The organism is Streptomyces sp. NPDC031497, assembly GCF_055580905.1.
Genome location: NZ_JBVIKO010000009.1, coordinates 67,347 through 79,464 on the forward strand (window position 1 = coordinate 67,347; position 12,118 = coordinate 79,464).

General features: G+C 69.8%; 11 protein-coding genes. 7 read left to right on the forward strand and 4 right to left on the reverse strand.

The annotated features are described in order from the left end of the window. Positions 1–3 precede the first annotated feature (3 nt). Positions 4–1,188, forward strand: a complete 1,185-nt coding sequence (locus ACZ5K7_RS20285) for an SfnB family sulfur acquisition oxidoreductase (RefSeq protein WP_468915023.1) — start codon at positions 4–6, stop codon at positions 1,186–1,188. 34 nt (positions 1,189–1,222) lie between these two features. Next, positions 1,223–2,365 carry an LLM class flavin-dependent oxidoreductase gene (locus ACZ5K7_RS20290; protein WP_351702919.1) on the forward strand — a complete coding sequence of 381 codons (1,143 nt, stop codon included), beginning with the start codon at positions 1,223–1,225 and terminating at the stop codon, positions 2,363–2,365. 6 nt (positions 2,366–2,371) lie between these two features. Here the strand turns inward: ACZ5K7_RS20290 and ACZ5K7_RS20295 are convergent, their stop codons facing one another. Continuing rightward, the gene (locus tag ACZ5K7_RS20295) at positions 2,372–3,277 is read right to left on the reverse strand and encodes a DUF5050 domain-containing protein (RefSeq protein WP_468915025.1); all 906 of its coding nucleotides are present in this window, start codon (positions 3,275–3,277) and stop codon (positions 2,372–2,374) included. Beyond that, the gene (locus ACZ5K7_RS20300) at positions 3,277–4,266 is read right to left on the reverse strand and encodes a 3-hydroxyacyl-CoA dehydrogenase NAD-binding domain-containing protein (protein WP_468915027.1); all 990 of its coding nucleotides are present in this window, start codon (positions 4,264–4,266) and stop codon (positions 3,277–3,279) included. The genes ACZ5K7_RS20295 and ACZ5K7_RS20300 overlap by 1 nt, the downstream gene beginning before the upstream one ends. 263 nt (positions 4,267–4,529) lie before the next feature. Here ACZ5K7_RS20300 and ACZ5K7_RS20305 point away from each other — a divergent pair, with 263 nt between their 5' ends. The 3 genes from ACZ5K7_RS20305 to ACZ5K7_RS20315 all read left to right on the forward strand — a co-directional run bounded on the left by ACZ5K7_RS20305 (position 4,530) and on the right by ACZ5K7_RS20315 (position 7,996). Continuing rightward, positions 4,530–5,807, forward strand: a complete 1,278-nt coding sequence (locus ACZ5K7_RS20305) for an acyl-CoA dehydrogenase family protein (RefSeq protein WP_351702910.1) — start codon at positions 4,530–4,532, stop codon at positions 5,805–5,807. A gap of 123 nt (positions 5,808–5,930) precedes the next feature. Beyond that, positions 5,931–7,148, forward strand: a complete 1,218-nt coding sequence (locus ACZ5K7_RS20310) for a CaiB/BaiF CoA transferase family protein (protein WP_351702906.1) — start codon at positions 5,931–5,933, stop codon at positions 7,146–7,148. 68 nt (positions 7,149–7,216) lie between these two features. Further along, positions 7,217–7,996, forward strand: coding sequence for a crotonase/enoyl-CoA hydratase family protein (locus tag ACZ5K7_RS20315; protein ID WP_351702903.1), 780 nt, complete (start codon positions 7,217–7,219; stop codon positions 7,994–7,996). A gap of 26 nt (positions 7,997–8,022) precedes the next feature. Here ACZ5K7_RS20315 and ACZ5K7_RS20320 read toward each other — a convergent pair whose 3' ends face one another. Continuing rightward, positions 8,023–9,285, reverse strand: coding sequence for a PucR family transcriptional regulator (locus ACZ5K7_RS20320; protein WP_468915030.1), 1,263 nt, complete (start codon positions 9,283–9,285; stop codon positions 8,023–8,025). A gap of 105 nt (positions 9,286–9,390) precedes the next feature. Here ACZ5K7_RS20320 and ACZ5K7_RS20325 point away from each other — a divergent pair, with 105 nt between their 5' ends. Together ACZ5K7_RS20325 and ACZ5K7_RS20330 are read left to right on the forward strand one after the other, a co-directional pair. Beyond that, positions 9,391–10,935, forward strand: coding sequence for a long-chain-fatty-acid--CoA ligase (locus tag ACZ5K7_RS20325; protein WP_468915032.1), 1,545 nt, complete (start codon positions 9,391–9,393; stop codon positions 10,933–10,935). Between the two features lie 114 nt (positions 10,936–11,049). Further along, positions 11,050–11,550, forward strand: coding sequence for a MarR family winged helix-turn-helix transcriptional regulator (locus ACZ5K7_RS20330; RefSeq protein ID WP_351702894.1), 501 nt, complete (start codon positions 11,050–11,052; stop codon positions 11,548–11,550). 37 nt (positions 11,551–11,587) lie between these two features. Here the strand turns inward: ACZ5K7_RS20330 and ACZ5K7_RS20335 are convergent, their stop codons facing one another. Further along, positions 11,588–12,034: a MarR family winged helix-turn-helix transcriptional regulator gene (locus tag ACZ5K7_RS20335; RefSeq protein ID WP_468915034.1), complete on the reverse strand. Its 447-nt coding sequence runs from the start codon at positions 12,032–12,034 to the stop codon at positions 11,588–11,590. Between the last annotated feature and the right edge of the window lie 84 nt (positions 12,035–12,118).

Here is a 12,118-nt window from a genome sequence, read left to right on the forward strand (position 1 = left end):
CCGATGACCGCACATGTCATCACCGACGAGGCGGAGGCCCTCGCCGTGGCGGCGGCCCTGGCCGAGGAGTTCCGGGCCGGGGCGGCCGAGCGGGACGCCGAACGCCGGCTGCCCCGCGCCGAGCTGGACCGGCTGTCGGCCTCGGGTCTGCTGGCCGTGACCGTCCCCGCCGGTTACGGGGGAGCGGACGTCAGCGCGCTGACCCTCGCCGAGATCTTCCGGCTGCTCGGCTCGGCCGACGCGAGCCTCGCCCAGATTCCGCAGAGCCACTTCGTGTACGTCAACGTGATACGCCGTCAGGGAACCGAGGAGCAGCGGAAGTTCTTCTTCGCCGAGCTGCTCGCGGGCGGCCGTCTCGGGAACGCGCAGTCCGAGGCGGGGACCAGGCACGTCCAGGACATCCGGACCCGGCTGGAACGCACCGCGGACGGCTCCTACGTGCTGCGGGGCGTCAAGCACTACTCGACCGGTGCCCTGTTCGCCGACTGGATCCCCGTCCTCGCCCGAGCCGAGGACGACAACCTGCACGTCGCCTACGTCCCCCGGGACGCGCCCGGCCTGACCGTCGTCGACGACTGGGACGGCATGGGGCAGCGGACGACGGCCAGCGGGACCGTCCGGCTGGACGGCGTGCCGGTGCCAGCCGACCGGGTGCTGCCCCACCATCTGACCTTCCAGGGACCGCAACTCCACGGCGCGGTGGCCCAGTTGCTGCACGCCGCCATCGACGTGGGGATCGCCGGGGCGGCGCTGGCCGAAGCCGCGGAGTTCGTGCGCACCAAGAGCCGGCCGTGGTTCGAGAGCGGGGCGGAGACCGCCGCCGAGGACCCGTTGCTGATCCAGCGGTTCGGTGAACTCGCCCTCCACGTACGGGCGTCCGAGGCGCTGCTGCGGGAGGGCGCCCGCGCGGTCGATGCGGCGGGCGCCCGGCTCACCGACGAGTCGGCCGCCGAGGCGTCCATCGCCGTGGCCGCCGCGAAGGTGCGGGCGGCCGAGGCGGCCGTGGCCGTCGCCGACGCGCTCTTCGAGGTGTCCGGGACCCGCTCCGCGCTCAACTCCCTCAATCTGCACCGGTACTGGCGGGACGCCCGCACCCACACCCTGCACGATCCGACCCGCTGGAAGATCCAGCACATCGGCCGGTACGTGCTCAGCGGCACCCTGCCGCCCCGCCACGGTCTGCTGTGACGTCCTCAGGTCCCTCTCGATCGGAGAACTCCTCGTGTCCCTCACCTTTCACTGGTTCCTGCCCACCAACGGGGACAGCCGCCACGTCGTCGGCGGCGGCCACGGCACCCCGGCGACGGCCTCCGGCCGGGACCGGCCGCCGACGGTCGCCTATCTGAGCCAGATCGCCAAGGCGGCGGAGGACCTCGGCTTCGTAGGGGCGCTCACCCCCACCGGCGCCTGGTGCGAGGACGCCTGGCTGACCACGGCCATGGTCAGCCAGCACACCGAACGGCTGAAGTTCCTGGTCGCCTTCCGGCCGGGCTTCGTCTCGCCCACGCTGGCCGCGCAGATGGCGTCCACGTTCCAGCGGCAGACCGGGGGACGGCTGCTGCTCAACGTGGTGACCGGGGGCGAGAGCCACGAGCAGCGGGCCTACGGCGACTTCCTCGACAAGGACGCGCGGTACCGCCGTACCGGTGAATTCCTGGAAGTCGTACGGAAGTTGTGGGAGGGCAAGGCCGTCGACCTGGAAGGCGAGCACCTTCGGGTCGAGGACGCGAAGCTGGCCCGGGTGCCGGACCCGGTCCCCGAGGTGTACTTCGGGGGGTCCTCGCCGGTCGCCGGGGAGGTCGCGGCCCGGTATGTGGACGTGTATCTGACCTGGGGGGAGCCGCCGGCACAGGTCGCCGAGAAGATCGCCTGGATCCGCAAGCTGGCGGCGGAGCAGGGGCGCACCCTGAGGTTCGGGATCCGGCTGCACGTCATCACCCGGGACACCTCGGAGCAGGCCTGGGCGGAGGCGAACCGGCTGCTCGACGGGTTCGACCCGGAGACCGTGCGGTCGGTGCAGACCGGGCTCGCCCGCAGTGAGTCCGCGGGGCAGCAGCGGATGCTGGCGCTGCACGGCGGCCGACGGGACGCGCTGGAGATCCATCCCAACCTCTGGGCGGGCATCGGGCTGGTGCGCGGCGGCGCGGGGACCGCCCTGGTCGGCTCGCACGAGGAGGTCGCCGCGCGCATCAAGGAGTACGCGGCCCTCGGGATCGAGGAGTTCGTGCTGTCCGGGTACCCGCATCTGGAGGAGGCGTACTGGTTCGGGGAAGGCGTACTGCCCCGCCTGGCCGCGGCGGGGCTGTGGCGGCATCCCTTCGGGAGGAGCGACGCTCCGTCGGCGCAGGTGCCGTTCGCGTCCTGACAGGCTCTAGGTGTGCAGCACGGCGCGGGCGATGCCCGTGAGGTTGCCCTGCGCGGCGAGGATCTCCTTGCGGTCCGATCCGTCGAGACCGGCCGCGTAGACGCTCCCCGCCAGGTCGGTCACATACATGTGGTCGCCGTCCGGGTCGAGGGCGATGCCGATGCCTTCCATCAGGTGGGTCAGCAGGATCTCGGACGTCCACCGACCGTCCTGCGGATCCAGCGGGGAACGGTTGACGGTGTTGCCCTTCGGCGGGTCTCCCCGGTCCGTCCAGTACAACGTCCGCTCTCCGAGGTCGATTTCGAGGTCGATCGGTTCGGGCAGGCCGTCGAACAACTCCTCGATGTCGGTGCGCCGGGCGGGCGTCTCCCCGGCGGGCACGGCGAGGCCGGCCCGCAGGATCCTGCCGAGTCCCGCGTCGCTGGGCCCCTTCTGGGACCAGTAGAGGTTTCCGCCGACGGGATCGACGGTGACGCCCACGCACCAGTTGGTCTCGTCACGGCTGTCCTCTTCGCCCTGCCCGGTCTGTACGAGGGTCTCGATGCCCGAGCCGTCGAGGTCGCAGCGCATCACCCGCATGCCCTCGCGGTCACACCAGTACAGCTTCCGGTCCGCGGCCTCCAGATGGAGCTGCTTCGGCGTGTGCGTGGCACCCTCGGGGACGATCGTCGTCCGGTTGCCGCCGTCCAGGTCCACGCGCTCGATCGAGCCGTCGTTCTCCGACGGCACACCCATGTTCGTCCAGTAGATGTGGCCGGCCGACATGTCCACGGCGACGCCGTCGGGGATCCGGCACCCGGTGACGAGAACCTTCTTGTCGGAGCCGTCGGGGTTCACGGAGAACAGGCGGCCGCCGCCGCTCGCCTCCAGCACGTACAGCCTTTCCCTGTCGCCCATCACGTTCCCGCCCATCACGATCCCTTCTTCGTGTCCGGTGTGGCCGCCGTGCCGGTCGGCCCGGACGGGTCGTGCTGCGCGCGCACGGCCAGCAGGGCCGAGAGCATGGCGTCACGCCGGGTGGCCAGGTCGTCGACCGAGTGGCCGTCCGCCTCCTTGAGGACACCGCTCACGATGGTCTCCTCGAGTTCGGGCGTGAACTCGGGGGTGCCCAACTTCTTCCAGGAGTCGACCATGACCGGCATGAGGGTCTCCATGAAGTGCTGGATACCGCCCTCTCCACCGCCGAGGTGCCACAGCAGATGGGGACCCATGACACCCCAGCGCAGCCCCGGCCCCCAGGACACCGCGTCATCGGAGTCCGCCACATCGAGTACGCCCTCCTGGACCAGGTACACGACCTCGCGGTACAGCGCGGCCTGGATGCGGTTGGCGACGTGCCCGGGCAACTCCTTCTTCAGGTGGATCGGTTTCTTGCCGATCGAGGCGTAGAACTCCATGGCGTCCCGGACCGTCTCCGGAGCGGTCCTCGTGCCGCCGACGACCTCGACCAACGGGACGACGTGCGGGGGGTTGAAGGGGTGGCCTATGACGGTCCGTTCCGGGTGCCGGCACTCGGCCTGCATGACGCTCATCGTGATGGTCGACGAACTCGACGCGATGACGGCGTCCGTGGGTGCGGCGTCGTCGAGGTCGGCGAACAACTTGACCTTGAGCTCCGGGCGTTCGGGGGCGTTCTCCTGCACGAAGTCGGCGTCCGCGACGGCCTGACGCATGTCGGCGGTGAAACCGAGGCGTTCGGGCGAGGCGCCGGGCGCGAGTCCGATCGAGGCGGCCGTGTCCCATGCGCCCTCCACGTACGACCGCAGGGCGGCCTCCGCGGTCGGGGCCGGGTCGGTCGCCGTGACATCGAAACCGCGGACGAGATAGTGCGTCGCCCAGCTCGCGCCGATCGTCCCGGTCCCGACGATCGCCACACGGTGGACGGGCCTGTGTGTTGCCATGAGTGATCACTGCTCCTGACGGTCCGAGAAGGGCGCGGTGTGCATGGGGCAACCCTGGGCCGCCGGGAGAGCCGGCACATCGGGCCGCGCGCCCAGGATTCGGATGCTTCCTTGGTACCGCGGCACAGGGCGTGTTCCACGTTGGTACCCGGACACCAAATCGGTGGGCAACGTGGTGTTCCGCGCCCAGTGGCTGTACCCGCGCTCCCTCCTAGCGTCGTTCGTACTGACTCCATCGGACCCCCGATCGGAAGGAACGGCAGATGAAGGCGACACACGGCGCACCGGTCGGCCAGGGCCAGGCTCTCCCGAGCCCCAACGGAAACTCGTCCGGGGTCGAGCCGCCTGTGCTGGGCGGACCGGAATACTCCGACTACTTCCTTCTCGACAACCTGCTCACGGACGAACAGCGGGCTCTCAAGAAGAAGGTCCGCGAGTTCATGGACCAGGAGGTCATCCCGGTCATCAACCCCTACTGGGAACGCGCGGAGTTCCCCTTCGAACTGGTCCCCAAGCTGGGGCAGCTGGACATCGCGGGCTTCCAGATCTCCGGCTACGACTGCCCGGGGATGAGCAATGTGACGGCCGGCCTGGTGATCCTCGAACTGGCCCGGGGCGATCTGAGCATGTCGACCATGATGGGCGTCCACTCGGCCCTGGCCATGATGTCGATCGCGCTGCTGGGCTCCGAGGAGCAGAAGCAGCGCTTCCTGCCGCCGATGGCCCGCATGGAGAAGCTCGGTGCCTTCGGCCTGACCGAGCCCACACACGGCTCGGACGTGGTCAAGCTGGAGACGACCGCACACCAGGACGGCGACTCCTATGTCATCAACGGCCACAAGAGGTGGATCGGCAACGCGACCTTCGCCGACTACTCGATCATCTGGGCCCGCGGCGACGACGGGCATGTGGGCGGCTATGTGGTCGAGAAGGGCACGCCCGGGTTCGACGCCCAGGTCATCAAGGGCAAGACGGCGCTGCGCTGTGTCCAGAACGCGCAGATATCCCTCACCGACGTCCGGGTGCCGGCCGCGAACAGGCTGGCGAACGTCCACACCTTCCGCGACACCGAGAAGGTCCTGCTGGCCTCGCGCTTCTGCGTCGCCTGGGAGTCGATCGGGGCCGCCGTCGCGGGCTACGAGACGGCCCTGGCCTACGCCAAGCAGCGCAAGCAGTTCGGGATGCCGCTGGCCGCGTTCCAGCTCGTCCAGTACCGGCTCTCCCGGATGCTCGCGGACATCACCGACATGCTGTGCATGCAGTTCCGGCTGAGCCAGCTCCTGGACGAGGGCGAGTACTCGATGCCCCGGGTCGCGCTGGCCAAGATGCACTACACCGAGCGGGCCCGTGCCATCCTCGCCGACGCCCGCGACATGCTCGGCGGCAACGGGATCCTGCTCGACTACCACGTGGCCCGGCACCTCTGCGACATCGAGGCGATCGACACCTACGAGGGAACCGACACCGTGCAGGCGCTGATCGTCGGCCGTGACATCACCGGCTACAACGCCTTCGTGCCCGTGGCGCCCAGCCACCACTGACCCGGCGCGTGCCGCGGCGCCCCACCAGGGCGGTCACTCCCTCGGGCGCCGCGCGCGGCCCATCGAGACCCATCGAGACCCATCGAGGGCAAGCCGAGGACCCATCGAGGACAAGGAGTCGTCATGAGCAACACGCCCCTGCTGCAGGGACTGCACGTCGTCGATCTCGCGAGCTTCATCGCCGGGCCCGCCGCGGCCACCATCCTCGGCGACTTCGGCGCCGACGTCGTCAAGGTGGAACCGCCGGGCACCGGCGACGCCTACCGGTCGCTCAGCCGTATGCCACCGAACCCCCGTGTGGAGGGCGTCAACTACCCCTGGCAGCTGGACAACCGCAACAAGCGCAGCATCGCCCTCAACCTGAAGTCGCCCGACGCCCGGGCCGTCGTCGAACGGCTGGTGACCTGGGCGGACGTGCTGGTGACCAACTTCCCGCCGCGCACCCGCGCCAAGCTGGGGCTGGAGTACGACGACCTGGCCCCCCTCAACGCCCGGCTGATCTACGCCGATGTCACCGGCTTCGGCGAGGAGGGCCCGGACGCCCACCTGCCCGGGTTCGACGTGACCGCGTTCTGGGCGCGCAGCGGCCTCATGGACGTGACACGCCAGCACGACGCGCCGCCGGCCATCAACGCGTTCGGATCGGGCGACCATCCGACGGCGATCAGCCTTTTCGCCGGGATCATGACCGCGCTGTACCGGCGGGAGCGGACCGGCGAGGGCGCACGTGTCACCGCGTCACTGGTCGCCGAGGGCGCCTGGGCGGCGGGCATGTGGCTGCAGGCCGTACTGGTCGGCGGCAAGGCACCCCGGCCGGTCGACCGGACCGACCCGCCGAACGCGCTCGCCAACGCCTACCGCACCGCGGACGACCGCTGGCTGCTGCTGGCCTTCGCCAACGAGGACAAGCAGGTCCCCCTGTTCCTCCAGGCCATCGGCCACCCCGAGGCCATCCAGAACCCGCACTACGCCGACTCGCAGAGCCGCCGCGCCCACGCCGCCGAGATCGTCGGCGTGCTGGACAAGACGTTCGCGGCCCGTCCGCTGGCCGAGTGGCGTGAGGTGCTCGACGCCGCGGGACTCACCTACGGAGTCGCCCAGACGATCGACGAGTTCGCCCACGACCCCCAGCTCGTCGCCAACCGGATCCTGGTGCCGATCGACGACGGCAACGCGGAACCGCACCTGACGATCGACAGCCCCGTACGGCTCGAACAGGAGCAGAAGGTCCCCGCGCGCCCGGCACCCGACCTGGGCGAACACACCGATTCCGTGCTCCACGACCTCGGCTTCGACGCCGCCGGGATCGAGGAGCTGCACAAGGCCGAGGCCGTCGGCTGAGGCCGACGGCGCCACGGCGCGAGGGAACATCACGGCCAGCAGCGCGAGGGAGAGAAGGGAAACACGCCATGACCACGGACTCGAACACACCGACCGTGCGGACCGAGGAGATCGACGGCATCTTCGTGATCACGATCGACCGGCCCAAGGCCCGTAACGCCATCGACGGGGCCACCGCACGGGCCCTCGCCACCGCCGTCGACTACCTGGAGGCCCACGAGGACCTCAGGGTCGGCATACTCACCGGCGCCGGCGGTGTCTTCAGCGCCGGCATGGACCTCAAGGCCTTCGCGGCCGGAGACCTGCCCATCATCGAGGGCCGGGGTTTCGCGGGCATCACCCGGGCCAAGATCTCGACCCCGCTCATCGCCGCCGTCGAGGGCTACGCGCTGGGCGGCGGTACCGAGATGGCGCTCGCCTGCGACATGATCGTGGCCGCGCGGAACGCCACCTTCGGCCAGACCGAGGTCCGTTACGGCATCGTGCCGCCCGAAGGGGGCATGGTCCGGCTCCCCGAGCGCATCCCGCACAACATCGCGCTCGAACTCCTGCTCACGGGCGAGTCGCTGCCCGCCGAGCGCGCCGAGCGGTTCGGCCTGGTCAACGAGCTCACCGAACCGGGCCAGGCCCTGACGCGGGCCCTGGAACTGGCCAGCAGCATCGCGCTCAACGCGCCTTTGGCCATAGAGGCCGTCAAACGCGTCGTCAACGAACGGCGGGCCTTCAGTGACCAGGACGCCTTCGTCGACCAGGACCTGATCACCGCTCCCGTACTGGCGTCCCAGGACGCCCAGGAGGGCGCCCACGCCTTCGCGGAGCGACGCCAACCGCACTGGCAGCGCCGCTGACCCGACCCCCTGAGCGCCCGGCCACGTCACTCGGCGCTCGTGCGCAGGAGCGCCGAGCCGAGGTAGTGGACGGCGCGCAGCGCGATCTCCAGATCGGTGTGCTCACTCTGGACCGGATGGCCGATCATCTCCTCGGCCTTTCGGATTCGGTATTGCACCGTGTTCTTGTGCAGAATCTGCGCGGCGGCGGTGGCGGTGTAACTGCAGCCGCTGTCAAGGAAGATCTGGGCGGTCTCCCGAAGCCGTGCGCTGTTCTCGTCGTCGACGGCGAGCGGGCCTAGAATTCCCCACACCCAAGCGCGGATGTCGTCGATGTTCGTGGCCATCAGGGCGATGGGGGCGACGGTGGAGAATTCGGTGAACCGGGGGACCGGGTCGGCCACCGCCGCGAGTTCCTGTGCGCGCAGTGCCTGCCGGTGCGTGGTACGGAATCCCTCGATTCCGTATCCCACGCTTCCGGCACATATGTGCAGGGAGGGATCACCGCGCTCCAGCACGTCCGACACCTCGTGCCACGGGACGTCGCTGTTCGCGCCCAGCGGCAGCCAGGTCCAGGACACCATCGCGTCCCGGGGGACGAACAGCGGCCTGGAGGTGCAGTCGAGCCGCTGGGCGATCTCGTCGGTGATCCGGTGCAGCCGGGCGAGTCCGGCACCCTCGACGGTCAGGGTGGGCAGCCACGCCACCAGCCCGAGATGATTCTGCCGAAGCCGGTAACCAAGCGACGGTTCCACCGAGTTGAGGTCGATGTCACGCGTGGCGAGAATGTCGCGCACCCGGGCGGCGCGCGCCGCGGTCTGGCTGAGCAGCCAGTTGTCCCGTTCATGTTGGTAGACCGCGATGACCTGCTCGGTGACCCGGTCGATGTAACCGAAGCTCACGTGCAGCATGCGCCGGTTGGTCGTGACGGCCAGCTCCTCGTCGGCGTTCTGCCGGTTGAGCTCGTCCAGACACCACTGCAGGAAACGCCAGTGCCCGATCCTGTAGGCCCTGATCAACGCACTGAGTGGAATTCCCCGCTGCGCCAGTCTCCTGGCGTACTCGAGCGCGGCCGCGGGTGCCTCGACCTTCTCCAGGGAAATGTCGTTCTCGAAGACATGCAACAGCGTGCCGGCGTTTTCCACGACGCTCGCCTGCATCATTGTGACAATGGTCGAGTCGCCTCTGAGTTCCGCTATCTCGGCAAGAACATACTGCCCGATGTCGTTGCCGACCTCCGGGAGATGTGACCCTACGTTCGCCGCCACCACGGACAGTTGCTTTGCGACTTCTGGGTGCTCCGGAGTCATTCCTCAAAGCTACTCGCGGAATGGTCCAGCGGCACCAATTCGGGCCCCGGGGTCGTATCGCGGGCCCAGTGATTTCCGTGCGCCGCACGCCTAGCGTCGGCTCACATGAACCTCGCACACCACGTGGTCGACAGCGCCCGGACGTATCCGGACCGCCCCGCGCTCCGCCTCGGGGACGCCACTCTCTCCTATCGCACGCTGGACCGGCGCAGTGCGCGGATGGCGGGGCTGCTGCGCGATCGTGGCGTGCGGCCCGGCGACCGAGTCGCGATCATGCTGCCCGACGTGCCGGAGTTCGCCCTCGTGTACTACGGCGTACTCCGGGCCGGTGGCGTCGTCGTACCGATGAATCCCCTGCTCAAGTCCCGGGAGGTCGCCTATCACCTCGGCGACTCGGGTGCCCGGCTGCTGTTCGCCTGGCACGACTTCGCCGACGAGGCACAGGCCGGTGCGCGGCAGGTCGACGCGGAGGCGGTCGTCGTCGATCCTGGCTCCCTCGACGAACTGCCGGACGCCACCCCGCTGCCGTCGGACATGACGGATCGTCATGACGACGACACCGCGGTCGTTCTCTACACCTCGGGGACGACCGGCCAGCCGAAGGGCGCCGAACTGACCCATGCGAACCTCGCCCGCAACTGCGACGTCGTGGCAACCGAACTGCTCCGTCTCACGCCCGACGACGTGATCTTCGGCGGGCTGCCGCTGTTCCACGCCTTCGGGCAGACCTGCACCCTCAACGCGGCCGTGGCCTCCGGCGCGTGCCTCACGCTGCTGCCGCGCTTCGACGCGGCGCGGGCCCTGGAGATGGTCGAGAAGCACGGGGTGACCGTTTTCGCGGGGGTGCCGACGGTGTACAGCAGGCTCGTGCGGGAGCCCGGCAAGGAGGCCTACGACCTCTCCCGGCTGCGGGTCTGTCTCGCCGGAGGGGCCGAGATGCCCGTCCAGGTGCAGCTCGACTTCCGGGCCGCGTTCGGCTGCGCCGTACTCGAAGGCTACGGGCTGTCGGAGACCTCGCCGGTCGTCGCGGCCAACACCCTGCGGGCCGGGCCCAGGCCCGGTTCGGTCGGCGTCCCGATCCCGGGGGTCCAGGTGCGGGTGCTCGACGTCGACCAGGGCCGGGAGGTACCGCGGGGGGAGGCCGGCGAGATCGCGGTCCGCGGGCACAATGTGATGAAGGGGTACTGGCGGCGCCCCGCGGAGACGGCCGCCGCGATCAGGGACGGCTGGTTCCACACCGGCGACCTCGGCAGGCTGGACCAGGACGGGTATCTCTGGATCGTCGGACGGAAGAAGGACGTGATCATCCGGGGCGGGTACAACGTGTATCCCCGTGAGATCGAAGGCGTGCTCTACGAGCACCCGGCGGTCGCCGACGCCGCGGTCGTCGGCATCCCCAACCCCGATCTGGGCGAGGAGGTGGGCGCGGCGGTCGTGCTCCGGCCGGGGGCCCGGACGACCGCCGAGGAACTGCGTGCGTACGTCAAGGGCCGGGTCGCCGCCTACAAGTACCCGCGGAAGGTGTGGCTCGTGGACACCCTGCCCAAGGGGCCCACCGGCAAGATCCTCAAGAGGGAGATCGTGCCGCCGGCCGACGTGCCCGGCACACCGGACCGGCCCGGCCGGCCCCGATCCGGCCGGGTCACATGAACGGGCAAGTGATCCGACCGGTTCGGGCGGGCCGTGCCCGATCCCGTGTGGCGCCCTGCTCGAACCTGTGCCGCGGGCCCCCGGACGGCGCGCGGAGGCTGGTACGCTCCCGAAATGACCACCTCCTCCGACGCGTCGCCGGGGACCGGCGAGCCTGCCGATCCGTGGCTCACGCCGGCCGAACTGGCCGCATGGATGTCGGTGGTACGGCTCATCACCCGGCTGCCCTGGGCGCTGGACACCCAGCTGCAGCGGGACGCGGATCTGAGCATGGTCGAGTACATGGCCCTGGCCATGCTTTCCGAGGCCCCCGACCGGACCCTGCGCATGAGCACCCTGGCCGAGGTCGTCAACTCGTCCCTGTCCCGGCTGTCGCACCTGGTGAAACGGCTGGAGAAGCGCGGTTACGTCCGGCGTGAACCGGACCCCGACGACGGGCGATTCACCAACGCGGTCCTGCTGCCCGACGGCATACGGAAGCTGGAGTCGGCCGCTCCCGGCCACGCGGCCCACGTCCGGCATCTCGTCGTGGACAACCTCTCTCCCGAGCGTCTTCGCCGGCTGGGCCAGGACGCCGAGCGCATCCTCCAGCGCGTCGACTCGCCCGTGCGCTGAGCACGCCACGACGACTTGAGGATTAACGCGAAGGCCGCTACTGCGCGCGGCCCGCGTCCCCGAGTTCCCTGAGCAGGAGGGTCAGGGTCGCGAGGCGGTCGGGACCGAGGAGCTCCTCGATCCAGCGGCTCGTCTCCCGCACCTGCTCGCGGCCCAGCGCCGCCCGCTCGCGCCCGGCTTCGGTCAGCGTGATCAGCTGCCGGCGCCGGTTGTCGGGATCCGTGTTCTTGGTGACGAGGCCACGCGCCACCAGCCGGTCGAGCAGGGGAGTGAGCGTCGACCGGTCGATCGCGGCGTGTGCGCCGAGGGACTTCTGATCGAGGCTTCCCTGTTCGTCGAGGACATGCAGCACGGCGAACTGCGGCGGTGTCAGGTCGCCGCCGCTGTGCAGCTGCCACGAGGCGTTCACCGCCTGCGAGGCGCGTCGTAGCTGGTGGGCCATGCCGTCTTCCAGCGTTCCGTCGTAGCGCGCTCCTGTCGTCATGAGCTCAGGTTACCTCCGCCTACTGTCATTCCGTACGCGGACCATTTGCCATCGCAAGCCAAGTGCTCTACGTTATTCCGTGTA